Origin of the sequence: Paenibacillus nasutitermitis (assembly GCF_014641075.1) — a bacterium.
GTDB lineage: Bacteria > Bacillota > Bacilli > Paenibacillales > Paenibacillaceae > Paenibacillus_Z > Paenibacillus_Z nasutitermitis.
On sequence record NZ_BMHP01000001.1, the window covers coordinates 1,265,866 to 1,289,955 of the forward strand.

At 49.5% G+C, this 24,090-nt stretch carries 23 protein-coding genes; 19 read left to right on the top strand and 4 right to left on the bottom strand.

All coding sequences use genetic code 11. The features are described from left to right. Positions 1-5 precede the first annotated feature (5 nt). Positions 6-1,316, top strand: coding sequence for a replication-associated recombination protein A (locus IEY46_RS05305; protein WP_188989831.1), 1,311 nt, complete (start codon positions 6-8; stop codon positions 1,314-1,316). Positions 1,317-1,562: 246 nt separating this feature from the next. Further along, the gene (locus IEY46_RS05310) at positions 1,563-2,915 is read left to right on the top strand and encodes a hemolysin family protein (protein ID WP_229750077.1); all 1,353 of its coding nucleotides are present in this window, start codon (positions 1,563-1,565) and stop codon (positions 2,913-2,915) included. 104 nt (positions 2,916-3,019) lie between these two features. Here the strand turns inward: IEY46_RS05310 and mnmA are convergent, their stop codons facing one another. Further along, positions 3,020-4,120, bottom strand: coding sequence for a tRNA 2-thiouridine(34) synthase MnmA (mnmA, locus tag IEY46_RS05315; protein ID WP_188989835.1), 1,101 nt, complete (start codon positions 4,118-4,120; stop codon positions 3,020-3,022). 249 nt (positions 4,121-4,369) lie between these two features. Between mnmA and cymR the strand changes: the two genes are divergently transcribed. The 14 genes from cymR to IEY46_RS05385 all read left to right on the top strand — a co-directional run bounded on the left by cymR (position 4,370) and on the right by IEY46_RS05385 (position 18,504). Next, positions 4,370-4,789, top strand: a complete 420-nt coding sequence (gene cymR / locus IEY46_RS05320; RefSeq protein WP_188989837.1) for a cysteine metabolism transcriptional regulator CymR — start codon at positions 4,370-4,372, stop codon at positions 4,787-4,789. Between the two features lie 62 nt (positions 4,790-4,851). Continuing rightward, on the top strand, positions 4,852-6,006 hold the full coding sequence (locus tag IEY46_RS05325) for a cysteine desulfurase family protein (protein ID WP_188989839.1): 1,155 nt from the start codon (positions 4,852-4,854) through the stop codon (positions 6,004-6,006). Positions 6,007-6,022: 16 nt separating this feature from the next. Next, positions 6,023-6,574: a PRC-barrel domain-containing protein gene (locus IEY46_RS05330; RefSeq protein ID WP_188989841.1), complete on the top strand. Its 552-nt coding sequence runs from the start codon at positions 6,023-6,025 to the stop codon at positions 6,572-6,574. Continuing rightward, complete coding sequence (locus IEY46_RS05335; protein ID WP_188989843.1) at positions 6,571-6,765, top strand: YrzR-like zinc ribbon domain; 195 nt, start codon at positions 6,571-6,573, stop codon at positions 6,763-6,765. The genes IEY46_RS05330 and IEY46_RS05335 overlap by 4 nt, the downstream gene beginning before the upstream one ends. A 175-nt stretch (positions 6,766-6,940) precedes the next feature. Beyond that, positions 6,941-8,011, top strand: coding sequence for an AI-2E family transporter (locus IEY46_RS05340; protein WP_188989845.1), 1,071 nt, complete (start codon positions 6,941-6,943; stop codon positions 8,009-8,011). A gap of 364 nt (positions 8,012-8,375) precedes the next feature. Beyond that, positions 8,376-11,018, top strand: coding sequence for an alanine--tRNA ligase (alaS, locus tag IEY46_RS05345; protein ID WP_188989847.1), 2,643 nt, complete (start codon positions 8,376-8,378; stop codon positions 11,016-11,018). 48 nt (positions 11,019-11,066) lie between these two features. Further along, complete coding sequence (locus IEY46_RS05350; protein ID WP_188991690.1) at positions 11,067-11,330, top strand: IreB family regulatory phosphoprotein; 264 nt, start codon at positions 11,067-11,069, stop codon at positions 11,328-11,330. A 28-nt stretch (positions 11,331-11,358) separates the two neighbouring features. Then, a complete protein-coding gene (gene ruvX / locus IEY46_RS05355) occupies positions 11,359-11,775 on the top strand; it encodes a Holliday junction resolvase RuvX (RefSeq protein ID WP_188989850.1) in 417 nt (138 codons plus the stop codon). A gap of 8 nt (positions 11,776-11,783) precedes the next feature. Further along, positions 11,784-12,095, top strand: coding sequence for a DUF1292 domain-containing protein (locus tag IEY46_RS05360; RefSeq protein WP_188989852.1), 312 nt, complete (start codon positions 11,784-11,786; stop codon positions 12,093-12,095). 33 nt (positions 12,096-12,128) lie between these two features. After that, positions 12,129-12,425 carry a DUF1292 domain-containing protein gene (locus tag IEY46_RS05365; protein WP_229750078.1) on the top strand — a complete coding sequence of 99 codons (297 nt, stop codon included), beginning with the start codon at positions 12,129-12,131 and terminating at the stop codon, positions 12,423-12,425. A gap of 219 nt (positions 12,426-12,644) precedes the next feature. Then, positions 12,645-13,799: an endolytic transglycosylase MltG gene (gene mltG, locus IEY46_RS05370; RefSeq protein ID WP_229750079.1), complete on the top strand. Its 1,155-nt coding sequence runs from the start codon at positions 12,645-12,647 to the stop codon at positions 13,797-13,799. Then, positions 13,789-14,754, top strand: coding sequence for a peptidase U32 family protein (locus tag IEY46_RS05375; protein WP_188989859.1), 966 nt, complete (start codon positions 13,789-13,791; stop codon positions 14,752-14,754). Before mltG ends, IEY46_RS05375 begins: the two co-directional genes overlap by 11 nt. A gap of 37 nt (positions 14,755-14,791) precedes the next feature. Further along, positions 14,792-16,045, top strand: a complete 1,254-nt coding sequence (locus IEY46_RS05380; protein WP_188989861.1) for a peptidase U32 family protein — start codon at positions 14,792-14,794, stop codon at positions 16,043-16,045. A 296-nt stretch (positions 16,046-16,341) separates the two neighbouring features. Beyond that, on the top strand, positions 16,342-18,504 hold the full coding sequence (locus tag IEY46_RS05385; RefSeq protein ID WP_188989863.1) for a methyl-accepting chemotaxis protein: 2,163 nt from the start codon (positions 16,342-16,344) through the stop codon (positions 18,502-18,504). A gap of 169 nt (positions 18,505-18,673) precedes the next feature. On the opposite strand, the gene IEY46_RS05390 is transcribed toward IEY46_RS05385, so the two are convergent. Together IEY46_RS05390 and IEY46_RS05395 are read right to left on the bottom strand one after the other, a co-directional pair. Further along, the gene (locus IEY46_RS05390; RefSeq protein WP_188989865.1) at positions 18,674-19,357 is read right to left on the bottom strand and encodes a zinc metallopeptidase; all 684 of its coding nucleotides are present in this window, start codon (positions 19,355-19,357) and stop codon (positions 18,674-18,676) included. Between the two features lie 23 nt (positions 19,358-19,380). Further along, entirely contained in the window at positions 19,381-19,821 is a 441-nt protein-coding gene (locus tag IEY46_RS05395) for a MerR family transcriptional regulator (protein WP_188989867.1), read from the bottom strand. Positions 19,822-20,321: 500 nt separating this feature from the next. On the opposite strand from IEY46_RS05395, the gene IEY46_RS05400 reads away from it, so the two are divergent. The 3 genes from IEY46_RS05400 to IEY46_RS05410 are packed head-to-tail and all read left to right on the top strand — an operon-like array spanning position 20,322 to position 23,561. After that, positions 20,322-21,689, top strand: a complete 1,368-nt coding sequence (locus IEY46_RS05400; RefSeq protein ID WP_188989869.1) for an ammonium transporter — start codon at positions 20,322-20,324, stop codon at positions 21,687-21,689. Positions 21,690-21,737: 48 nt separating this feature from the next. Then, positions 21,738-22,808, top strand: a complete 1,071-nt coding sequence (locus IEY46_RS05405) for a DUF294 nucleotidyltransferase-like domain-containing protein (RefSeq protein ID WP_188989870.1) — start codon at positions 21,738-21,740, stop codon at positions 22,806-22,808. An 18-nt stretch (positions 22,809-22,826) separates the two neighbouring features. Beyond that, on the top strand, positions 22,827-23,561 hold the full coding sequence (locus tag IEY46_RS05410; RefSeq protein ID WP_188989872.1) for a 3'-5' exonuclease: 735 nt from the start codon (positions 22,827-22,829) through the stop codon (positions 23,559-23,561). On the opposite strand, the gene IEY46_RS05415 is transcribed toward IEY46_RS05410, so the two are convergent. Then, positions 23,547-24,035, bottom strand: coding sequence for a M67 family metallopeptidase (locus IEY46_RS05415; protein WP_229750080.1), 489 nt, complete (start codon positions 24,033-24,035; stop codon positions 23,547-23,549). The two genes, IEY46_RS05410 and IEY46_RS05415, sit on opposite strands and share 15 nt — an antisense overlap. Positions 24,036-24,090 lie beyond the last annotated feature (55 nt).

A 24,090-nucleotide genomic window follows, 5' to 3' on the forward strand; every position in this document is an offset into this window, starting at 1 on the left:
GCGAAATGGATTTATTCAGTTATCAGGAAACAGCCGACTCCTCCAAGGCCAGATTATTGGCGGACCGGATGCGTCCGCAGACCATAGATGAATATATTGGCCAGGAGCAGATTGTCGGCCAGGGCAAGCTGCTCAGACGGGCCATTGAAGCGGACCAGGTCTCTTCGATCCTGTTTTACGGCCCGCCAGGCTGCGGCAAAACAACGCTTGCCCATATTATATCCCGGAGAACGCAGGGAGAATTCGTGAAGCTCAACGCTGTGGATGCGTCGGTCAAGGACGTCCGCGCCGTTATCGAGGAAGCCAAACTGAACAAGTCCATGTACGGACGTAAAACCATCTTGTTCCTGGACGAGGTACACCGCTTTAACTCTTCCCGGCAGGATGCACTGCTGCCGGCAGTCGAGCAGGGCATCATAATTTTTATCGGGGCCACAACAGAGAATCCGTTCCATTATGTAAATGGCGCGCTGCTGTCGCGTTCGACGCTGTTTCAATTGGAGGCGCTGACGCGCGAGGATGCGCTTGAAGCGATGCGCCGGGCTCTGGCGGACAAGGAGAAAGGGCTTGGCTTCATGGATCTGCATGCCGAAGAAGAAGCGCTGCAGCATATCGCCGGCAAAGCCGGAGGGGATATCCGAAGAGCGCTTAACGCGCTTGAACTGGCGGCTGTGACCACGCCCTCCGAGCAGGACGGTTCGGTCCGGATCACGCTTGAGGTGGCGGAGGAATCAATTCGCATGCCTACCATCCGTGCGGATGAATCGACGCAATACGATGTACTCTCGGCTTTTCACAAAAGCGTCCGGGGCTCAAGCGATGCGGCGCTGTTCTGGTTTCTATATGCCGTAGAGAAGCTGGGAATGGATCCCATGACCTTCATCCGCCGTCTGATTGTCGCATGCAGTGAGGATATCGGTCTTGCCAATCCGCAAGCTATGGTTCAGGCGGTTACGGCTATGGATGCTTATCACAAAATCGGTTGGCCTGAGGCGAAATATAATATTGCTCAAGCCATTTTGTTTGCGGTGGAGAGCCCCAAATCCAATGCTTCAGCAGTGGCAATCGGCAATGTGATGAATACCATCGAAGCCATGGGGTCGGCCGAGGTACCGCTTCATTTGCGTGATACCCACTATAGCGGCGCGCAGCAATTGGGGCATGCCGGTTATCAATATCCCCATAACTTCCCCGGGCATTATGTGAAACAGCAGTATTTGCCCGATAAGATCCGCAGCAAATCGTTCTATGAGGCAACCGAGCAGGGGATGGAAGACAAGATCCGCTATAATCAGCAGCGTCGGAATGGGCGATAAACGTCGTCTTTCTTTATAAAAGTAAGCAATAGCCAGCAAAACGTGCATAAAGGGCAACCTTTACCGAATAATCATTACTACACACTCGAAAATGACGACATGCAGCGATCAGATGGTTTGACGTAAAGTTCGCATTCGTCTAATCTTAGATTATAAACTTTTATTATAATTTTCATGGCCAGAAGGAGGTGCACCTGTCGTTGCTACCGTCGTTTATACGGGCGACAAGCGGCAGACAGGGAATCGTTGAATAGTGACCCGTTACCCATATTGTGGAGTGGTATTCTGATTTTGTTGCTTGTTTTTTTGAACGGTTTTTTCGTAGCTGCAGAATTTGCAATGGTGAAGGTAAGGAGCACCCGGATCGACACACTTGTCCAGGACGGCAACCGCCGTGCTCGTTTTGCCTCCATGCTGACAAACAATCTGGATGCTTATCTGTCCGCCTGTCAGCTCGGCATAACGTTGGCCTCTCTAGGCCTTGGGTGGCTCGGAGAACCGGCGCTGAAGCACTTTATCGAACCTATACTGCTCAAGCTGGGTTCCAATGACACGGTAATCTCTACGGTATCATTTGCAATCGCATTCTCCATCATCACGTTTTTGCATATCGTGCTTGGTGAGCTGGCACCGAAAACAATCGCAATACGCAAGTCGGAAGAAGTGACGATGTGGACAGCCGCGCCGCTCATCTTATTCCGCAAAATTATGTTTCCCTTCATATGGTTCTTAAATGGCACCGCTAACTGGATGCTTACAAAAATCGGAATCGAACCGGCTTCCGAGCATACATCGGCGCATACGGAGGAAGAAATCCGTATTTTGATGAAAGAAAGCCATAAATCCGGACTCATTGACAACACAGAGCTCGCACTCGTGGATAATATATTCGATTTTGCGGAGACCAACGCCCGGGAAATCATGATTCCAAGGACCGAGATGGTTTGTCTGTACGCCAATCTCTCCTTTGATGAGAATCAGGCCATCGCGCTTAAGGAAATGCATACCCGCTATCCGGTATGTGATGGTGATAAAGACAATATTATCGGATTCGTCCATATAAAAGATATGCTGAAAGTGACGACGGCGCCGGGCATTTCCGATCTGCGGCAAATAACCCGGCCGATGACGACCGTCCCCGAATCGATGCAGATTAGTACGCTGCTGAAACTGATGCAGAAGAAGAAGACGCAGATTTCCATCCTGATCGACGAGTATGGGGGCACATCAGGCCTTGTGACGCTGGAAGATATCATGGAAGAAATCGTCGGAGAAATACAGGATGAATTTGATGAAGAACGTCCCGATGTGGAACGAAAGGATGAGTTTTCCCACTCCATTAACGGAATGATGCTCATCGAAGAAGTAAACAGCTATTTCGGCATCGACATTGAGAGCGATGATTATGATACGATTGGCGGCTGGATGTATGCCCAGATCGAGATTCCGCCTTCGCGGGACCAGATGGTGATTCACCCAGATGGCTATGAGTTTGTCATTGAGGAAACCGATCATTTGCGAATTTCCCGCATTCTCATCCGCAAGCGGTCTGAAGAGCAGTTCGATCCCATACATGAGCTTCAAGCCGGTACTGGCTAATCAAATATAATGACCAAAAGGGATTGTCCCCATCGTCGTTCATGATGGAGACAATCCCTTTTGTGCTGCCATATTCCGCGGTGCGGTCCTTTGGTTGGAATAGGTTACTCCTGTTGAACAGCATCTATGGTGCCGCCGCCCAAACAAACATCGCCAGCATAGAAAACTGCAGCCTGTCCGGGCGTGATCGCTTTTTGCGGCACATCAAATTGGACTTTCCCGGTCAATCCGCTGCCATCCAGCGTCAGGGTAACACCTTGATCCGGCTGGCGGTAACGGAATTTGGCGGTGCAGCGGAAGGCGCCTTCAGGCCTGGACGGAGAAATCCAATTGATGCCAGACGCTGTCAGCCCGGTCGAATACAAGCTTGGATGCTTGTCGCCCTGTACAACATAAAGAATATTTTCCTTCAAATCCTTGGCCGCTACGAACCAAGGCTCGCCATTTCCGGAGCCGCCGATGCCCAAACCCTGCCTTTGGCCCAGCGTGTAATACATCAGCCCGTCATGTCTGCCTTTTGTCTCGCCGCTTTCGATATCGACCATGGTGCCGGGTTTAGCCGGCAGGTAACCGCTCAGAAATTCTTTGAAATTGCGTTCCCCAATAAAGCATACGCCAGTACTGTCCTTCTTCTTGGCGGTTGCGAGGCCGAATTCTTCCGCGATTCTTCTCACTTCAGGTTTTGGTAAATGACCGATTGGGAACATGGCTTTAGCGAGCTGCTGCTGACTCAGTGCATGCAGGAAATAGGTCTGATCTTTATTGCCGTCCACACCGCGCAGCAATTGGGATTCGCCGCTTGGAAGCTGTTCCAGCCGCGCATAATGCCCGGTTGCCAGGAAGCTCGCTCCCAAATCCAGCGCTTTCTGAAGAAACTCGCCAAACTTGATTTCACGGTTGCACATGACATCGGGATTTGGCGTGCGTCCACGGCGGTATTCGTCAAGAAAATAGGCAAAAACCTTATCCTGATAGGCTTGCTCGAAATTGACGGTATAATAAGGAATACCGATCTGATCACAGACGCGGCGGACATCCTCGGCATCGTCCTCCGCGGTGCAGTGGCCGAACTCATCTGTATCGTCCCAGTTTTTCATAAATATGCCAATCACATCATAACCTTGCTGCTTCAGCAGAAGGGCAGTGACAGATGAATCCACACCGCCGGACATACCGACAACAACGCGAGTTTGACTGTTGCTCATTCCAGTTCCACCACCTTGATTATTACAATGGGTAGCCATTCTGTTATAGTAATAGAAGGTTGCCTCATAAGTTTCTTTATTGTAGCACAAAATAATAAACTTTTTCATGAAGAAGTCAAGCTTTTCTCCCCTAAAGCGCATTGCGTATGTTAACATATATATGTTATGGGAATACCATGATTTATAGGCCTTCAGCGTAACCAACATATTACGAAAAGATAGATCTCAAACAAAGAAGAGGTGTCGAAGTTGAAAATATCAACAAAAGGACGTTATGGACTTACGATTATGATGGAACTTTCCGCCAAATTCGGGGAAGGTCCAACTTCATTGAAAAGCATTGCGGAACGAAATAATTTATCAGAACATTATTTGGAGCAGCTGATTGCGCCCCTTCGAAATGCGGGGCTGGTCAAAAGTATCCGCGGGGCTTATGGCGGCTATATTTTGTCAAAGGAACCGGAATCCATTACATCGGGCGATGTGATCCGGATCCTGGAAGGGCCGATTTCACCGGTTGATTTCACCGAAGAAGACGACCCGGCCAAAAGAGATCTGTGGCTTCGTATCCGCGACAGCATTGCGGAGGTGCTGGATTCAACGACTCTTGCGGATCTGATCTCGTATAAAGAGAATGGAGAATTGGATTCGTATATGTTTTACATCTAAAGAAACATAAGCTTCACTCCTGGAATCAATAAGGATTAGAAGCGGGTAAGGGTGAAGAAAAAATGGCATATATATATCTGGACCACGCTGCAACAACGCCGCTTCTTCCGGAAGCGGCAAAGGCGATGATGGAGATCTATACGGGAGAACCCGGCAATGCTTCGAGCATCCATCATCTTGGACGGGCTGCGCGCCAGCGGATGAATGACGCCAGAGACACCATAGCTGAGGCGGTCGGATGCCAGCCATCGGAACTCATGTTCACTTCCGGCGGCACCGAAAGCGACAATGCGGCAATCACGGGCGCGGCCCGAGCAGGTAAGCTTAAAGGGAAGACACATATTATTACGTCGGCTGTGGAACATCACGCTGTGCTGCATACCTGCGAAGCGCTTGCCAAGGAAGGCTTCCGGACAACGATATTGCCTGTGGATGAAACAGGCCGCATTTCACCTTCTGATGTGGAGAAAGCCATCACCCCGGAAACGGCTCTTATTAGTGTGATGTATGCCAATAATGAGACGGGAACGGTTCAACCGATTGAGGAGATCGGTGATATTGCCCGCCTGCACGGGGTTCTTTTTCATGTGGATGCCGTACAGGCGCTTTCTATGCTGCCGATTGACCTCAAGCGGATGCCTGTTGATCTCATGAGCTTCTCTGCACATAAGATCAACGGACCGCAAGGAATCGGCGCTTTGTATATATCGAAACGCACCGCTATACTGCCGCTGCTTTACGGCGGATCGCAGGAAAGAAAACGGCGCGGCGGTACAGAAAATGTAGCCGGAATTGTCGGTTTCGCCAAATCGGTTGAACATTCTGTGAATTCATGGCCAGATAAGAAACTTTTTATGGACAAGCTTCGTTATAAATGGGTAGAGAGTATGCGGGCGATTGCCGGATCAGACCAACTGATCCTCAATGGTCACCACACCCAAAGAGTGCCGCATATTGTTAATTTGAGCTTCATCGGGATAAACAGGGAAACAATGCTGATGAATCTTGATCTCGAAGGAATCGCGGCTTCAAGCGCATCGGCCTGTACGGCTGGCGCACTGGAGAAGTCGCATGTGTTGGAAGCCATGGGTCTGCCGCCGCAGAGATTGTCTTCCGCTGTACGTTTTAGCTTTGGTTTGGGGAATACTTTGGAGGAGCTAGAAATCGCGGCGAAAAAAGTTGAAACTTTTTATAACCGGATTCGTACTAATGCCTAGGAGGCCTCCAAACCCTTTGATCCGACTACAGCATATGATTGGACTTCCTGTTATTGAAATCAGCAGAGGAAAACGTGTTGGTTATGTGAAAGACGTCTGGTTTAACGAACATTGGCAGCTTGATGGAATTGTACTCGAAGCAGGCAGGCGGTTCTTGACCGCAATGAAAACCGTCCGGTGGATGGATGTTCTAATATGCGGCGGAGACGCTGTTCTTATTATGAGTGAGGCCTCGGTCCGCAAGATGGAAGTCATTGAGGTCCTGCGAACTTTCCATTCCGGTCTCGTGCATCTGAAGGATTTGCCAATTGTTACGGATCGCGGCGAGCAGCTTGGCCGGGTATCGGATGTTTATTTTGAGGATTTACTGGGTACACAAATAGTAGGCTTTGAGTTGACAGATGGTTTCATAGCGGATTTAATGGAAGGCCGCAAGTGGCTGCCCATTCCGCAAGATTCCGATTTGGTCCTGCTCGGGGAAAATGCGATAATCGTTCCGGCCGGCATTGAAGCGTTTATGGAGCCGGTCGCCGCTTCTGATTCGGATATAGGGAGAAATGAAATATGAGATGCCCAAATTGCAACTCGAAAGATATCGGGAAAATCGGATCCCACCAGTATTACTGCTGGGGCTGCTTCATTGAATTGACAGTCAACGGCGACAAAATGTCCGTCTTTCAAGTGGAAGAGGATGGAACGTTAAGCTCCCTCGACGATTTGTTTTTTGAAGAGGAAATGCCGCAAATTCACGCAAACTAAAAATGGGAATATAAAAATAGACGAGCCTCCGGCCGTCTTTTTTTGTTTTGTAAAGCTCACAGTGATCAAGAAGCTCTCATAATCCCAAAGGATGATTTGTCCGCCTTGTACATATACTGTATGGAAGAAAAACTTTCGGACAGGTTTTCATAAAATGGGTGCAGGGGGACGCCGGATGGAGCGTTTTACGAAGAACCGTTTATTTGTTTGGCTCGTATATCTGATTCTGGGACTGATTTCCCTTTATTTATTGTTGCTGTTAAAACCCATTATTGTGCATATATACGGTTTTCTCAAAGCGGTGTTGACTCCTTTTCTGATTGCGATGATTGTGTCGTATGTGCTTAATCCCGTTGTCAATCTGCTCAATGAGCGGAAAATGCCCCGGACGATGGCGGTACTGCTGATCTATGCGGTATTCTGTGCATCGCTTACCGTCGTTCTGATCAACACGATCCCGATGTTCCTGGAACAGCTGCAGGAGCTGAACGAGCATATGCCTGACTTGACGATCCGTGCCCAAAATCTGGTCAATGATTTGAACAACACATCCTTTCTGCCCGAGAGCATCCGCAGCGGGATCAACAATTCTATTTACAAGCTGGAAAAAAAGGCTTCTGACGCCATCTTTGATTTTGTCAATAACATCGGCGCGATGATTAATGTGATCTTCATTGCTTTCATCATTCCGTTTCTGGCCTTTTATATTATGAAGGATTTTAATGTGTTTGAGCGGACGGTACTGACCTATGTGCCCAAAACGCACCGCAATCATGCCGTCAGATTGATTAAGGATATCGACAATGCGCTGGGCAGCTATATCCGCGGGCAGTTTCTCGTATGTCTCATTGTAGGCGTGCTGGCGTATCTCGGTTATTGGATGATCGGCATGCCCTATCCACTGCTGCTGGCAAGCGTGGTCGCGGTTACAAATATTATTCCATACCTGGGTCCTTTCTTTGGCGCGGCTCCTGCTTTGATCATGGCTTCGACAATCTCCATGAAAATGGTGCTCATGGTGGTTATCGTCAATACCGCCTGTCAGATACTCGAGAGCAATGTCGTTTCGCCTCAGGTTGTCGGCAGAACCTTGCATATACACCCGTTATCGATTATTTTTGCCCTTCTGGTCGGCGGCGAGCTGGCAGGTATGGTGGGTATGATTTTAGCAGTACCGATATTCGCTGCATTGAAAGTGGTTTTGCAGCATATGTTCGCTTATTATGTCAGACGAAAGACAATTTGACAGCAGGCCCGCTCTGTCGCTATACTAAATGCAAATAGTTAATTGCATCCTTGCCCAAAACGTGGATGAAACTTTAGTAGGCTGCAGCCCGTCAATCAGAGAAAGAATTCCTTCGCAGAGATCGTCTGCGCTGGCTGAGAGAATTCTTTGGCGAAGATCAGCTGAATGCTGGTTTCGGAGTGTGAACGAACTTCACCGGTTGGACCCGTTAGCGTCTGTTTGAGGAGATTGCCTTTATAGGAGATCAGCGGTATTTTGCACAGCTGGCATCCATGGGCAATAACCAGGGTGGTACCGCGAATGATTCGTCCCTGATTTTAGGGGCGTTTTTTTTATTTTCACTAATCGATGGAGGTTGAACCTTATGAAAGCCAGTGAAATTCGTTCCAAGTGGCTTGCTTTCTTTGAAAGCAAAGGCCACAAAATCGAACCAAGCGCATCGCTCGTTCCGCATAACGATCCTTCGTTATTATGGATCAATGCCGGGATGGCGCCGCTCAAGTCCTATTTCGACGGACGCGTGATTCCCGACAACCCGAGAATTGCCAATTCCCAGAAATGCATCCGCACGAACGACATTGAGAACGTCGGCAAAACACGGCGGCATCATACGTTTTTTGAAATGCTGGGAAACTTCTCGATCGGGGATTATTTCAAGGAAGAGGTTATCGCCTGGGCTTGGGAATTTCTGACCTCTCCGGAGTGGATCGGCTTCGAGCCCGACCGCCTGTCGGTTACCGTGTACCCTGAGGATGAAGAGGCTTTCCGCTATTGGAATGAGAAGATCGGACTACCGGCGGAGCGCATTTACAAGCTTGAGGAGAATTTCTGGGATATCGGGGAAGGGCCGTGCGGTCCCTGTACGGAGATATTCTACGACCGCGGCGACAAATACGGGGATTTGAGCGATCCCGAATGCTGGCCGGGGGGAGAGAATGAACGTTTCCTTGAAGTCTGGAACCTGGTATTCTCCCAGTTTAATCACAATAAAGACGGAAGCTACACACCGCTTCCGAATAAAAATATCGATACCGGAGCGGGACTCGAGCGTTTTGCTTCCATCCTCCAGGATGTGGATTCCAACTTCGATACCGATCTGTTCCGTCCCATCATTGATCGGACCTGTCAAATTGCGGGCGCTCACGTTACCTATGGCGTGAACACGGAACATGACATCGCCTTGAAGGTCATTGCCGATCACATCCGCACGGTGGCTTTTGCAGTCGGCGACGGCGTTCTTCCTTCGAATGAAGGGCGCGGTTATATTATCCGCCGCTTGCTCCGACGTGCGGTCCGCTATGGCAAATCGCTGGGTGTTGACCGTCCCTTCCTGCATGAATTGGTTCAGGTAGTGGGCGATATTATGGGCGTTTATTATCCGGAGATCGTAGAGAAGCGCGAGTTTATCGAGAAGGTTATCCGCACCGAGGAGGAGCGCTTCCATGAAACGCTGTCGGACGGACTTGCGCTGTTGGATGAGCTGGTTCAGTCTGCCAAGACGACGGGCGGGGAGGAAATCAGCGGTCCCGATGCGTTCAAGCTATACGATACGTACGGTTTTCCTTTTGATTTGACGGAGGATTATGCGGCAGAGCACGGCCTCCGAGTGGACCGCGATGGTTTTGATACCTCCATGGAAGCCCAGCGTGACCGTGCCCGGTCAGCGCGGCAGGATACGGGCAGCATGAACGTGCAGGGTGGTCCGCTTGCAACTATGACGGATAAATCGGAATTTATCGGATATGATGAACTTACGGCCGAAGGCGCCTCGGTCATCGCTATTATAAAAGATCAGGAGTCCGTGAACGAAGCTTCTGAAGGCAGCCGTGTTATGGTGCTTCTGGACAAAACGCCGTTCTATGCGGAAAGCGGAGGACAAATTGGCGATCGGGGTACGATTTCAGGAAGCGACTTTACGCTGCAGGTTGAGGATGTGACCAAAGCGCCCCACGGACAACCGGTCCATCATGCGATTGTCACAAGCGGATCCCTTCGTGTCGGTGATCGCGTACAAGCCGCCGTCAGCCGGCAAGCGCGTGAGGCGACGGTGAAGAATCACACAGCGACCCATTTGCTGCACCGGGCGCTCAAGGATGTGCTGGGCGAGCATGTCAACCAGGCCGGATCGTTAGTTGAGCCTGATCGCCTACGCTTCGACTTCTCCCACTTCGGCACGATCAGCGCCGAAGAGCTTAGTGACATTGAACGCCGGGTCAATGAGCAAATCTGGACCGGGACACCGCTTCAAATCGGTTACAAATCTTTGGCGGAAGCCAAAGCGATGGGAGCCATGGCGCTTTTCGGCGAAAAATACGGAGATGTTGTCCGTGTTGTGCAAGTGGGGGATTACAGTCTCGAACTCTGCGGCGGCTGTCATGTTGCCAATACAGCGCAAATCGGACTCTTCAAACTGGTCGGAGAAAGCGGAATTGGTTCCGGTGTACGGCGGATCGAAGCTGTAACCGGCCGCCATGCTTATCTTTATATGGAGAGCCAGCTGGACCTGCTGAAGCAGTCAGCAGGATTGCTAAAATCCAATCTAAGCGAAGTTCCAAGACGCATCGAAGCGCTGAACGGGCAGATCAAAGAACTCGCCCGGGAAAACGAATCGCTGCAAGGCAAACTGGGACGCATAGAAGCAGGTTCGCTGGAATCACAGGCGAAGACCGTCAATGGCGTGACCGTTCTGGCCAGTCAGGTCAGCGCACCATCCATGGATGCACTGCGAGGTATTGTGGATGAACTTAGAGCAAAGCTTGGCGAAGCGGTGATCATTCTCGGTGCTGTGGCGGATGACAAAGTCAATTTGGTAGCTGCCGTATCTCCCGAGCTTGTCAAGCAAGGCTATAACGCCGGAAAAATCATTAAAGCGGCTGCTGCTGCATGCGGCGGCGGGGGCGGCGGACGCCCGGATATGGCTCAGGCGGGCGGGAAAGATCCTTCAAAAATAGACGAAGCACTGCAAATTGCACAAGAACTGGTTCTATCCCAGTCAAATGTGATATGATGAGCTATATTACCGTTTTTAAGCGACTTGGAAAGTGAGGTGCTGGCGATGAGTTCCATGGACAAGACAATGAAATTCGACGTGAAGGCGGAGGGACCCGAGACTTCTTCTGAGGAGATACTGCTATCGGTATACGATGCGCTGCTGGAGAAGGATTATAATCCGATCAACCAAATTGTCGGTTATCTGTTGTCCGGAGATCCCGCGTACATTCCGCGGCATAACAACGCCAGAAGTCTAATTCGCCGTAAAGAAAGAGACGAGCTTATTGAAGAACTCGTACGCTCGTATTTAAGTCAGCACCGTACGTAATCTTCGAGTGAAAGAGGTTATCTGTCGTATGCGTCTAATGGGTTTGGATTACGGCGACCGCAGAATCGGTGTTGCCGTCAGTGACGCATTCGGCTGGACTGCCCAGGGACTCGGTATTGTCGAGAAGCGTCGTGACAACAGCGAAATGGATGCCATTGAACAACTGGTCCGTGAGCATGAAGTAAGCGAAATTGTGGTCGGTTTACCGAAAAACATGAATGGCACCATCGGTCCGCGTGGCGAAATTTGCATCGCATTCGCACAAACATTGCAGCAAAAGCTAAATGTACCCGTTCACCTATGGGACGAACGTCTGACAACCGTTGCGGCAGAGCGTACTTTGCTTGAAGCGGATGTTAGCCGGAAGAAGCGAAAGTTAGTGGTGGACAAAATGGCGGCAGCGCTCATTTTGCAAAATTATCTCGATTCTAAAACGAAAAGGTGAGGGTAACGATGACAAAGGACGACATGCAGTACGAAGAGCCGGAAATCATCTACATTCCAGATGAAGAAGGCAACGAGGAAGAATTCGAGGTTGTCATGAAATTTGAGGTAGATGGATCTGATCAGAAATATATGATGGTTGTGCCTTTAAGCGCGGATACTGATAACGATTCAGAAGATGCCGAAGAGGTTTATGCCTTCCGTTACGAGGAAGAAGGCGATGACCTGAAGCTGTACACGATCGAGAATGAAGAAGAGTGGAACATGGTTGAAGAAACCTTTAACACCCTTCTTGCCGAGATCGAGGAAAGCGAAGGCTAATTACATCAGTTTCGGATGAAGGGTGGGCATAAGGTGTCAACTGTCGAGAGAATTTCTGTTCTGAGAACGGCTTTCGGACAGGAAGTCGAGCTGATTGGCGAAGATGGACAAACAGAGCTGCTGCGTGTTGTCGCTGAGTTTCGGCTAGGCGCCTCTGATTATGCCGGACTGCAATCTGAGGCTATGCGCAAATCTGATGAAGTGGCTTTCTTCCGTGTACTTACAAGCGGCTCAGAGCCGACTTTGGAGTCCATCGAGGACGAGGATGAGTGGGAAGCGGTGGCGGAAGCTTTTGACGATTTGTGGTTTGACGGGGACCAGCAGCCTTAAACAGAGCGGGCTGCCAGGTGCGTCTGGCCTCGATCGGACACTGGTGAATAAGCCAATCATGAAGATGCAGCCAAAATCTCGTCCTGGCACGAGGGCTTGTATCTTCACATAGAAAAGGTCGGGGAAACAGGGAAACCTGTTCTTCTTCTGATGCTTCAAGGATGGGGGCGGCGCATGGCCGTCCTTTTCCGCGATTTTATAACAATGGAGGAAATATCCTTGGATCGATCAGACCAGCAGCCGGTAAACGAAAAGCCGGTTAAAAACAGAAATCGTTCAGCCGGGCCAAGCCGCGGGCGAATCACCTTTTGGGTGATTGTTTCCATCTTGGGCTTTTTCATTCTTCTTGCGGCAAGTGCTTTATTCTATGTTTGGAATGGCCTGCGGCCTGCCTCTCAAGGCGAAGCAAGGCAAGTTGAACTGAAGAAAGGGATGTCCCCTTTTAAGTTCGCTGAAACGCTGGAAGCCGAAGGAATTATTCGGGATTCTTTTCTTTTTAAGTATTATTTGCGACTCAAGGATGAGGGTCCGCGTTTCCAGGCGGGGGTATATGCTCTGAATCCGGGAATGGATAAGGACACCATTATTACTGTTTTGAATGCAGGAGAGACTTTGAAGAAAGAAACCATTCGTTTCACGATACCGGAAGGGTTTACGATTGAACAAATCGCAGATACTTTAAGCAAAGCGGGATATGTGGACAAGGAGGCATTTTTGAAGCTGGCGGATACGGACCGGAGCTGGGGAGACGCCGAGGCTGCCAGAGGCATCCCCAAAGACAAACCTTCCTTGAAGCACCGCCTGGAGGGCTATTTATTTCCGGAAACCTACGAGCTCGAGAAAGACAGCCAACCAGAAGCGATCATTATCAGAATGCTGATGGAGCTTGACCACAAGCTTGATTCACTGCCGGAAAATTGGGAAGAGCCCATGCTTGAACGTGGAATCGATTTTCATGCCCTGATGACGATCGCATCGCTGGTAGAGCGCGAAGTTGTGGTCGATGAAGAAAGGCCGATTGTAGCCGGAATTATCTATAACCGGCTTGACAAGGGAATGCCGCTGCAAATTGACGCTTCCGTTCAGTATGCGCTGCCAGCGCCTAAAGAACGGCTGCTCGAAGAGGATACCAAGGTGGATAGTCCTTATAACACGTACCGGGTGAAAGGGATGCCGCCAGGCCCCATTGCCTCGCCGAGCCTTAAATCCATTGAAGCCGCACTGTTTCCGGAAGACACCGATTATCTGTATTATGTAACCAAAAAAGACGGAAGTCATGAGCATCTGTTTGGCCGTACGCTCAAGGAGCATAACCGGAATATTGCCAAAAGCAAAGAGTCGGCAAAGCAAGGAGGGGCGAACAATGGCAACTAAACCAGAGCTGCTGACAACCACCTCCTCGCTGGATGAGCTTAAATGTTTGATAGAAGCCGGAGCAGATGCTTTTGTATTGGGTGAGGCGCGTTACGCCCTGCGTTTGCCGGGTGAATTTGATGTGGAGGCGATTTCCAAAGCGGTGGAGATCGCCCATCCCAAAGGCGTCTCCATCTATGCTGCCGTTAACAATGTTATGGATAACGCCGCTGTGGACACACTTCCTGATTATATTCGGGCTCTTTCAAATGCTGGCGTGGATGCTATTGTATTCGGAGACCCTGCCGTTCTGATGGCTGTGCGGGCAGCGGCACCCGAATTGAAGCTTCACTGGAATGCGGAGATGACCTCAACCAATTATGAGACAGCCAATTATTGGGGACGCCGCGGGGCTGTTCGAGTCGTGCTAGCACGGGAGCTCAATATGGATCAGGTGCTGGAATTCAAAGCAGGGACTAAACTCGAAGTGCAGGTTCAGGTGCATGGATTGACGAATATTTATCATTCCAAAAGACCGCTGGTGCACAATTATTTGCAGCATCAGGGACAGGCGGGGCCTGCAGAAGCAGCGGATTCCTCCATGCCGCAGGGAATAGCCCAGGGCACTTATGAGGAAGGCTTATATTTAATTGAGGTCGAGCGCCCTGATGAACGCTTCCCTATCTATGAGGATTCAAACGGTACGCATATTATGAGTTCGGATGACATCTGCATGATCGAGAACCTGCACGAGCTTATGGAAACCGGCATTGACAGCCTGAAGATTGAAGGACTGCTGAAATCGGCGGCATACAATGAAATCGTGATACGTAGTTACCGCGCGGCTATCGATGCCTACTGCGAAAGTCCTGCGGATTATGTTTTCCGGGAAGAGTGGCTTGATGCGATCAAAGCCGTGCAGGATCCGGCGCGTGAGCTTTCTTACGGTTTTTTTTATAAGGAACAGGTATATTGAAATCGGTCCAATCTAGAATAATCAGGAGGTGACAACCGTGACGACCGCTGCATCGCCACGCTATACCGGCAAACGTCATCGGCTCGCCAAACCGGAGCTGCTGGCGCCGGCAGGGAACTTGGAGAAACTTAAATTTGCCGTCCATTATGGGGCGGATGCCGTTTATATCGGCGGACAAAAATACGGCCTGCGCTCGGGGGCCGGCAATTTCACCTTTGAAGAGATGAAGGAAGGCGTGGAGTTTGCCGCCCGCTATGGAGCGAAGGTCTTCGTGGCAACGAATATATATGCCCATAACGAGGACATTGCGGGTTTGGAAGATTATCTACGCCATCTCCAGGAAGCCGGCATTGCCGCCATTATCGCGGCTGACCCTGTCATTATCGAAACTGCGCAGCGTGTTGCGCCCAAGCTTGAGGTGCATTTGAGCACCCAGCAATCGACTCTCAACTGGCAGGCCGTCAAGTTCTGGAAGGATGAAGGTTTGCCCCGCGTGGTATTGGCGCGTGAGGTGAGCCTGGAGGAGATCGCACAGATCAAGGCGAATGTCGATATTGAGATTGAAGCCTTTATTCACGGCGCTATGTGTTCATCCTTCTCCGGTCGATGCGTTCTCTCCAATCATTTCACGGACAGGGATTCAAACCGTGGCGGCTGCTCCCAATCCTGCCGGTGGAAATACGATATCTTTGAGGAAGACAAGCCCATGTTTGGAACCGAAGAAGATAAATTTACGATGGGATCCAAAGATTTGTGTATGCTGGCGGATATCCCTGATCTAATTGAGGCCGGCATCGATAGCTTCAAGATTGAAGGACGAATGAAAAGCGTCCATTACGTAGCGACAGTCGTCAATGCTTACAGGCAGGCTATCGATTCTTATATGGCCGACCCGGAGCATTATGAACTGAAGCAGGAATGGCTGGACGATATCAATAAAGCGGCAAACCGTCCGCTCAACAGCGGTTTTTTCTATGATACGCCCGGGCCGGAAGATCATATTTATGAGCCTGAAGAAAAACCGGCGCCTTACGATTTTGCCGGCGTTGTATTATCTTATGATGCCTCGACAGGTTTAGCCGTTGTCCAGCAGCGAAATCACTTTAAGCCCGGTCAAGAAGTGGAATTTTTCGGGCCGAAAGGAACCTTCTTCAAGCAAATCGTCGGTCCCATCACCGATGAAAAGGGAATCTTGCTTGAAGCGGCCAGACATCCGCTGCAGACTATTGTGTTCAAAACGGACTATGCGGTTCAGCCAATGGATATGATGCGCAAGCGGGTACGCCTTTAGTTAAGTCTATTTCTATGCCAGAAGTCTTGCCTTTCCGGAGAGTTTTATAACGGAAAGGTTTTTTTTGTGAGTTTTTGCCGAAATCAACTAACATTGATGACCTTGATTACCGATATATAGGATAAAGTGTTCATTAAACAGAAATGAAAGGGTGGGACATAAGGAGGATTCATGGGCCTGACTATTTTTGGCTGTACAAATTTTTTACATAGAAGCAAGCCTTTGAGAACGAGAAGGTTGACGGCAGACGTAAACTTCAATAACAAACAAACAATATATCAGGTGGTGTCTGGTCGATGAAATGGACGAACAAAGAAAAAAAGAAAGAGCTTGATGGCTCAGAAGCAAAGAAGAAGGATGCAACAAAAGAGAGTTATAGTTCATCGTTAAGCAATTTAAAAAAAATCAGATTGGGAAGCCCGCTGAAATCCGTGGGGATTAAATTATTTCTTATTATTTTCAGCGCAATTCTGGTGTGTGTCTTATTTGTCGGATTGTTCTCCTATTCCACATCCAAGTCGATTATCAAAAAGAAAGTGTCGGAATCAAGCTCCGTGGCGATCGCGCAATCCAAAGGCAAGCTGGATCTTATGTTCCGCAATTATGAAGACTTGACAATGCAGCTTATGCTCGACAAAAACGTTCAGGAAAATCTGCAAGTTCTGAATTCCTCGAAAGAAGAATATGCCAAATTCGAAGCGATGAAAAAATTGACCGACACGGTTCAAACTTATGTAATCGGCAATAGCACGATTGTAGGGGTATCAATTGTTCCCATTAATGCGGGTGCCATATCAAGCATAACGGTTGGCGGCAGCTCCGTTAATGCCGGGGAAGCCCAGCAATCGGAATGGATGAAGCAGGTTGTCGAGGGGGACGGCCGGCTTGTATGGCTGCCTACCAAAGTGCAGGGTTACTCCGGAAACTTGTCCGAACCCTCGTTTGCACTCAGTCGTGTCTTGAAGAATACGATCTCCAACGAGGGCAAATACATTATTGTTGTCGAAGTGTTCCTCAAAGAGCTTGGGACACAGCTGGAGGATTTGAAATTAGGCGACAACAGCGAGATTACGATTGTGACCAAAGACAACAAAATTGTTTACAGTGCGGACGAAGCGGAGCTGGAGAAAGATTCTCTGGTCGTTCTGCCTGACGATAGCAAATCGGCTGCCACCGGCTCGCTGCAGGTGAATGACAAGAACGGGGAAGAAGTTCTGGCCATGTATCATCAGTTCGCTACATTGAATTGGAAGATTCTCGGTACGGTTCCGGTGAAGGAGCTGGTGAAAGATGCCGCTAAGATTCGTGATTGGACCTGGATCATTGCCGCTATAGCTGCGGTTCTGGCAGCCGGGATCGGATTGCTTGTTATCCGTATGGTCGCTATGCCGCTCGGAAGACTTCGCAATCTCATGAATGAAGGCGAAAGCGGAAATCTGTATGTCAGGTCGAATGTGAAGACCCGTGACGAAATCGGCCAGCTTTCCCAAAGCTTTAACCAGATGATGGCTCAGATTACTGCCCTCGTTAATCAAACAACGCAATCTGCTCACGATGTGCTCAGCACAGCGGGCGAGTTGACGGATGCATCGAAAAAAACGGCTATATCCGCCAAAGAAATCGCGGTCGCTACCGAAGAAATTGCTAATGGTGCAACAAGCCTTGCCATGGAAGCGGAGAAAGGCAGCGATTTGACCAGCGAAATCAGTATTCAGATGAAGGAAGTTATGGATGCCAACCAGCAGATGGGCGTCTCCGCTTCCGAAGTCGAGAATGCGAGCCGTCAGGGTACAGTCTACATGAACAGTCTGATTGAAAAAACGGGATTGACGGAAGAAATGACACGTTCCATGGTTGAGAAGGTTGACCGTCTGAAGGACAGTACGTCCTCGATTCGTAAAATCCTGGATGTTCTGAACAATATTTCGAAACAAACCAATATATTGTCTTTGAATGCAACAATTGAAGCTGCGCGCGCCGGTACGGCAGGGAAAGGGTTTATGGTGGTGGCGGACGAAATTCGCAAGCTCGCCGACCAATCCCGTCAATCCATTGATGTAGTCGGCCAGTTTACAGACACGATCCAAAAAGAAATTGATGAGACGGTTAATGTGCTTTCCGATGCCTATCCGATTTTCCAGGAGCAAATTGGTTCGGTTAAGGAAGCAAACCAGATATTCTTGACCGTTCAAAGTCAGATGGGCCAGTTTGTCGATCGTCTCAGCTCGGTTACGGAATCGATCAGCGTGCTCGAACGTTCACAGCTTGTTTTGTCCGACGCGATGGGCAACGTCAGCGCGGTTGCCGAAGAATCTTCGGCAACTTCCGAGGAAGTGGCATCTTTAAGTAATGAGCAGACGAATATCAGCGAAGGACTTGTCGGCCTATCGGATAAGCTCCAAACGGTATCAACAGGACTCAAAGAAACGTTATCGCGATTCCGTACAGAAAAACAATAGAAGGCGGATAGGTGAAGAAGCCGGACAAGCTGTTGTCCGGCTTCTTGCTGTTATTTATCCTTTGTACTTTGGCCTGATAGCCAAAAGTTAGGTCATAACGGGGTCACAGTGCAATAAAAAGAGGCGGGACCCAGGGTCCCGCCTCTTCGCATGCCGACGCTCGTTTTGATTAATCGCGGCTTTGCGTGAAGATCATGATATACTTCAGCAACTCCAGGAGTGAAATGAGCGCAGCTGCTACATAAGTAAGGGCAGCGGCATTCAACACTTTAGCAACGCCCCGCTCTTCCTCATTGGAAATGAAGCCTTCGGATATCATCAGCTCACGTGCCCGGTTGCTGGCGTTATATTCCACGGGCAAGGTTACGAGCTGGAAGGCAACGGCACAAGTAAAGAAAAGAATGCCGAGCCCGATCAGTCCGGTCGCCTGGAACAGGAAGCCGGCAATCAGCATGAAAGGCGCAACGCCGGAAGCGAATCTGACGACCGGGAAGATGCGGTGGCGGACCACCAGCATCGGGTAATGCTGCTGATGCTGAATGGCATGGCCGACTTCGTGACAAGCCACAGAAACGGCGGAGATGGAGTTCTCGTAGTAGACCGGCTCCGATAACCTTACCACCCGCTGAACGGGGTCGTAGTGGTCGGAAAGTCTTCCGGGAACCGGCTCAACGGGAACATCATGAAGACCGTTGGCATCAAGCATTCTTCTAGCGGCATCATAGCCGGTAATGCCGCTCATTATCGGTACTTCGGACCAGCGGTTGAAAGTCCCTTTTACCCGAAATTGAGCCCAAAGCGACAAACCGAACGCGATAATAATCAGAAAGTCCATGGGATGGAATAGAAGCATGCTAAATCCCTCCATTATTTGGTTTACATGAGTCCGCCCTTATTCAAGAGCAGTGCCAGCGCTTCGACACATGCCGCTGTTTGGGGAACAAGACGTTTGAACACCTGCTTGGCCTGATGAGGTTTCATTTGGCTTAATACAGGTTCGAGCTCCTTGACATACCGCTGCAGCTGCTCCAAATGCAAGGAAAGGTCTGTAAGCTTGCTTGATACCTGTTCCTCGCGGGAAACCTTGTTCCACACGTTTATATTTTCCTTGATTTCTTCAAGTGAATATTTATCCTGCTTCATTTGTACAATACGTTTGAGACGAAGCAAGGTTTCATCACTGTACAATCGGTAATTTTTGGCTGAACGCGTTTCAGGCTGGATTAAACCAATCGAGGTATAGAAATCGATTGTGCGAGGGCTGACGTCGGCCATTTTCGATAAAACGCCAATACGGTATAAGGTTTTTTCCGCCAACTTTCCCACCTCTTTCTTTAAATAAAAGGCTGCTGCTGATTCTGTTCATGAAAGGTGCTTCACAACGCAAGAAAAGCGCTGCTGCGTTGTTACGGATGAAAACTACTCTTAGACTTATCTTATTATATGATACAGAAACTATAACCATACAGTCAAACGTAATGCTTTTAATTCGCGAAATGTTCAGAAGTTTTCACATTTTCGAATCGCAGCAATCGGATCACCTGCAGCGCTTAAACAATCCTGAGGCCATTGGAGAGCAATACCAAGCCCTTTTACATACCGACCTCCGCTAAATGCGAAGGATAATTCCCGAAATAGAACAATTTGAAACTGTACCCGTCAAAAAACTTAACATTTGAGTCCAATCATGTCTTGAATGTTTGATTTTTTTATAGGAATTCAAAAAAAATATTGTCAAGATAAGCTGTTCTGACTATAATGACATTAAGTCTTTCTTACAATGTTAAGTAACATTACACAAATGGGGAGTGATTGTCATGTTTAAAAAGTTGGTCTTGTCGATTGCAGCATGTTCTCTTCTTTTTCCGGCAATGGCGTTTGCCGAGGATTCTGCCGCAGATACGCTGAGTCTTGGGATCAACTCGATCTGGATTTTGGTTTCTGCAGTCCTCGTTCTTCTGATGCAAGGCGGATTTATCCTGCTTGAAGCCGGATCGACAAGAATGAAGAATGCCGGACATGTAGCGGGCAAAACAATCTTTACCTTAGGTCTTTGTTCCCTGGTATACTGGGCCGTAGGATATGGCCTGATCTTCGGAGGAGACAATGTCGATCATGCCATAAATCGTTTCATTGGATCCGGTGATTTCTTCTTCAATCCTTCTATTGTAGGTGAAACCGGTGATGATTATCCCTCCAGTGTATTTTTCATCTTTCAATTGGCATTTGCGGCTATCTCGCTGACCATAGCATGGGGCGGTTTTGCGGAACGAGCGAAATTATCCGCCTATCTCATTTTCAGCATTTTATTTACGGCTTTGATCTATCCTGTAGTTGCACATTGGATTTGGGGCGGAGGCTGGCTTGCCGAGGACGGCGCCCAGGATTACGCTGGTTCGACAGTCGTTCATTTAACTGGAGCGCTTGCGGCTTTAGCAGCAACAATCCTGCTTAAACCCCGTATCGGCAAGTTCAACAAGGACGGCTCCGCCAACGAAATACTCGGTCATAACCAAGTATTCAGTTCCCTGGCCGTATTGCTTCTGTGGGTCGGCTGGTTTGGATTCAACGCAGGCTCAGCCCTCACGGTAGGCGATGGATTCTTTGGTTATGTCGCGTTCAATACTCAGCTTGGCGCAGCAGCTGGCGCCGTGGCGGCACTGCTTATTTCCTGGCTGGTGAATGGAAAAGCAGATATCTCAACGATGCTAAACGGAGCGCTTGCCGGGCTCGTCGCCATCACAGCTTCCTGTGCGTTCGTTGATCCTTGGGCAGCGGTTGTGATTGGTCTGGTTGCAGGCGTGCTCGTATTTTACAGCGCGAAATTTTTCGAGAAAATCAAGGTGGATGATCCGATATACGCCATGTCTGTACATGGTGCCGCAGGAATCTGGGGTACCTTGGCGAATGGTATATTTGCAACCCAGGCATTGGCTGACCAAGTAGGCGTCGGTCAAGGCGGACTGATCGATACAGGAAGCTGGCACCAGCTTTGGGTACAACTGGAATCGGTTGTGGTCTGCGGCGCTTATGCGCTTGGCGCATCCTTCCTATTGCTTGGAATTATGAAGCTTGTTATGGGTTTACGCGTTACGGAAGAACAGGAAATTATCGGTCTTGACCTTTCCGAACATGGCACATACGGCTATCCTGAGCAAATGAAAAAAGCTCACGCAGAGGCATAAGCGATTATTCCGACATAAACAATCATACTGGCCAGAGGAGAGGGATGCATGAACGATTCAGTTTATGCCCGGCTGCTGGGACAAATCGGCGTCTGCGAGGATGCGGATGCGCTGCGCGGCTTGAGAGGTCAAATCCATGAACATATGGAAGCTCTGCTCTCTGAACGGACAGTCGAACAATTTTATATCGGGTTGAACGAGGTGCATGACGCTTTCATCAAGCGTGCGATCGTCCTCTCGGAAGCGCAAATGGCACGGATGGGGTATGGACCCCCACCCGTGCTTTACGCTTATGTATTGTTCGGCAGCGGAGGCAGGGAAGAACAGACAATGTCCAGCGACCAGGATAGCGGTATTGTATATGAAGATTCGGAAGATACAGCTCAGAAGGAAAACGTATCGGGCTATTTCAGGCGATTCTCTGATCACGTGGTGAAGCTGCTGAAGCATCTTGGTTATCCGCCATGCGATGGAAATGTCATCAGCTCCAATCCGGAATGGTGCCAGCCCCTGTCGGGCTGGGGCTCCAAACTGGAAGTATGGTACAAAGAGCCGGATTGGGAACGCGTCCGCTATTTGCTTATAGTTGCCGATTGCAGAATGATTTACGGGGATGCCGGGGTAATGGCCTCATTCCGGAATCAATTTAATGCCGGATTGAAAGAGAACCCCGATATTATAAGAAATATGCTGAACAATACAATGCGGCATAAGATGCTGGTCGGCATATTCGGACAGCTGCTTAAAGAACCTTATGGCGAAGATGCAGGCAGTCTCGATGTCAAATATGGGGCATATATTCCGATGGTTAATGCCATTCGGCTGATGAGCATCACAAGTGGGGTTATGGAAACTTCGACGCTGGCACGACTGCAGGGACTGCTTGCGAACAAGGAATTGACGGAGCGGGAAGCGGCGGTATACAAAGATACGTTCCGGCTCTTCCTGCGGATCCGGTTAATGGCCACGGAACGTTATGAAGGAGGACTATATACCAATAATGGCAAGCTCGCGGGCCGTAAGATGACCAGGGAGCTGACGGATCAGCTTAAGGCCGCCCTGCGCCAGGGCAGAAAGCTGCAGCGTCGTATCTATAAAGAAACGATAAGCAGGTTCTAGAGGCGAAAGGAGAAAACCATGAAGGAGCAAAAAGGCGTCGGTCGGATGTGGCATTTATATAAAATGGGCGGCATTACGCCGGCGATCGCTTCCATGATGGGTGCGCAAAATGCCCAGCAGATGGCTTTTATCCGTTCCATGTCCAAAGAGCAGCGCAAAGAGTCCATTCTGGATCAGCCGCTGAAAGAAATGGAAGTGATTGTGTTTGATTTGGAAACCACCGGTTTTTACCCGGCGAACGGCGATGAAATTTTGTCCATTGGAGCTGTGACCTTAAAAGGGGAGCGAATTATGGAAGAGCGTTCCTTCTATAGTCTAGTGAAGCCGGGACGCAAAGTACCCCGGCACATTACAGAATTGACGGGTATTACAAACGAAATGGTGGAAGGCGCTCCTGATTTAATGCAGGTTCTTCATGATTTTATGGAGTTTATAGGGAAACGGATGCTGATTGCGCATGCCAGCGGACATGACAGGCAGTTTCTGAATGCCGCGCTCTGGAGGACCTCCAAAGTGAATCTGACACATCGCGTGCTGGATACGATGATGGTCGCCAAATGGCTGAAGCCGGGACGCGAGGGATATGGACTGGATGAACTGCTTGAAGATAGCGGTATTCCTGTTACGCAGCGTCATCATGCATTTGAGGATTCCATGATGACTGCACAGCTCTGGCTGGTGTATCTTCAACAAATCTTCTCGCGAAACATAGTGACTTTGGGGGACTTGTACGCCTATTTAAGCAAGCACTAATGGATGGAATGCACGGTTCTCCCATCGGTATGGCTGGATGACGGGACAAGCCCTGTCCGCCAGCGATATGATCCAATAGGATGCGGCGCTCCCAAACTGCATGCCTTGATGATCCGCTTCCGATGGAAACGCAGGCTGTACAGGATGGGAATGATAAATGCCGACAAGCGATTGTCGGTTTTTTTGTATCCGGTACAGAGTATTGATCCAATCCTGAGGATGGAACGAAAAAGCTGCTGCCGTATCCGATGCGGTATTGCGTATGGGATAAACCGCCGTCACCCGGACGACGCCATCGGCCTGGTTTGCTGCCGGTCCGGGAAGGTCCCCGGCAAGAACGCCGCATGCCTCTTCGGGATAAGCGGACTGGCAGGCATCCAGAAGCTGGCTGCGGGTCTCTGCGGACAGTTCGGCTCTTTCCGTCCGGCTTGAACAGCCATGAGATACAAAGGGTGATCCTTCAATGCCCATCATGGACGCCTCCTTCATGTTTGCTTCATTATACATGAGAGAGGAATGTTTATTAAAT